Annotated in this window: 1 protein-coding gene and 2 pseudogenes; all 3 read left to right on the top strand. The window is 44.3% G+C overall.

Annotated features, from left to right (window positions below; all coding sequences use genetic code 11):
- Positions 1–416 (top strand): annotated as a pseudogene (locus tag F6K38_RS41140) (SAM-dependent methyltransferase); the annotation flags it as partial.
- Between the two features lie 19 nt (positions 417–435).
- Positions 436–876: a riboflavin biosynthesis intermediates N-glycosidase gene (ybiA, locus tag F6K38_RS41135; RefSeq protein ID WP_287360599.1), complete on the top strand. Its 441-nt coding sequence runs from the start codon at positions 436–438 to the stop codon at positions 874–876.
- Positions 877–1,467: 591 nt separating this feature from the next.
- Positions 1,468–1,742: pseudogene (locus tag F6K38_RS41130) on the top strand (methyltransferase domain-containing protein); the annotation flags it as partial.

The raw sequence follows: 1,742 nt of genomic DNA, 5'->3' as shown, positions 1-1,742 counted from the left end.
AGGATGCCATTTTACACAGTAGCGATCGCACTCAGGTCTTTGAAGAAATTAAGAGGGTTTTGCAGCCAGGGGGAGAGTTGATTTTTACTGACCCCATGCAAAGGGAGACTTGTCCACCAGGGCTACTGCAACCAGCCTTTGACCGTCTGGGTATCAAGGATATGGGTTCCTATCGCTTTTATAGTCAGACAGCCCAGGAATTGGGTTTTGAGCAATTGCACTTTATTGACCTTTCTGAACATGTGCCTACCCATTATCGACGATTTGGGGAAGAAGTGCGCGTACGCTATCAGGAGGTAGTCAGAATTACTTCCACCGAATTTGCCGATAAAACCTTGAAAAGCATTGAACCCTGGATCGAGTATTACGAAAAAGGGTACATGCAGTGGGGCATTTTGCATTTTCGCCTGGGGTAAAATTTTTGGGAGTCAAGCTGTGACCATTTACTTTTACGACATTAGCGAAAAGCCCTATGGTTGTTTCTCCAACTTTTCCCCCCATGGGTTTGAACTGGACGGACTCTGGTGGCCCACCTCAGAGCATTATTTCCAAGCCCAGAAATTTGCTGGTACCTCCCATGTAGAAGAAATTCGCTCTTGCAAGACTCCCGCAGAAGCTGCGAGCATGGGACGAGAGCGTACTCGTCCTCTGCGTAGGGATTGGGAAGAAATCAAAGATGATGTTATGGGGCGAGGCTTACTCTGTAAGTTTCAAACCCATGCTGATATCCGCGAAATTCTGCTGGGGACAAGGGACGAACTAATTGTCGAAGATGCTCCCCAGGATTATTATTGGGGTTGTGGTAAAGATAGGAGCGGTAAGAATCGCCTGGGAGAAATTTTAATGGAAATCCGAGCTATCTTAAGGGAATCTTGAGCAGGAGGAATTCCGAACAACCATGACAGAGTTAATGAAGGCAGTTATTCTTACTGAATTTGGGGCATTGCTTAATAATGGAATGATTTTAAGCATTTTGTAGAATGGGCATCTTGGTGGAACTGGCATCTTGCCAGTTTCAATCCAGTTTCAATATATTTTCGGGCGGGCAGGATGCCCACTCTACTCCTATTCATTCAAAGATTCAGTAACACCTAAAAAAGAGCCCGAAAAACTGGTACATACCCAAAGTACCTAAACCAGTCCGGAAAAAGGTAGAACTGTTAATTAAAGTTGGAGCTTGTAAGGGTTTTATGGCTCTACCGGATTGGGGATGTAAAACTGTCAGTAAATAATTAATCTAATCTTGATTGGGCGGGAGTTTTAGTTGTTCAGATAAGGATTTTTCAGAAATAACCTGCCCAATCATACTTAGTGGGCTCATACTTACTGGGCAATAAGCGCGGTTTTCTGCATAGTAGGTTCCCTAGAGCCGTTTTTCTGTGCTCCATCCACAATGCTTGATCCGAAATCCTTCCCACATAACCAGGATTTTTGACTTTTTCAACACGAAATCACCTTGGAATAACCATGACACTATCACAACCGGAAAAACAATATCCTCTATCAAAAGACGAAGCTTTGATTTACGATTGGCGCATTCATAGTATTCGCCAAGCACTGAAACAAAAAGGAAAAGCCACAGGTCCTTTGCATATTGAAGATTTGCTAGAATTGAATCACCTAGACCAATACCACTACTTTGGCACCAAAGCTTGCGATCGCGCTATCAACCGTTTGGCACTATCCCCCAACTCGCGAGTTTTGGACATTGGCAGCGGTGTTGGTGGGCCTGCTCGATACAT

The sequence above is a fragment of the Moorena sp. SIO3B2 genome, from assembly GCF_010692525.1.
GTDB classification, from domain to species: Bacteria; Cyanobacteriota; Cyanobacteriia; order Cyanobacteriales; family Coleofasciculaceae; genus Moorena; species Moorena producens.
This window is presented reverse-complemented; position numbering and strand designations above follow the sequence as displayed.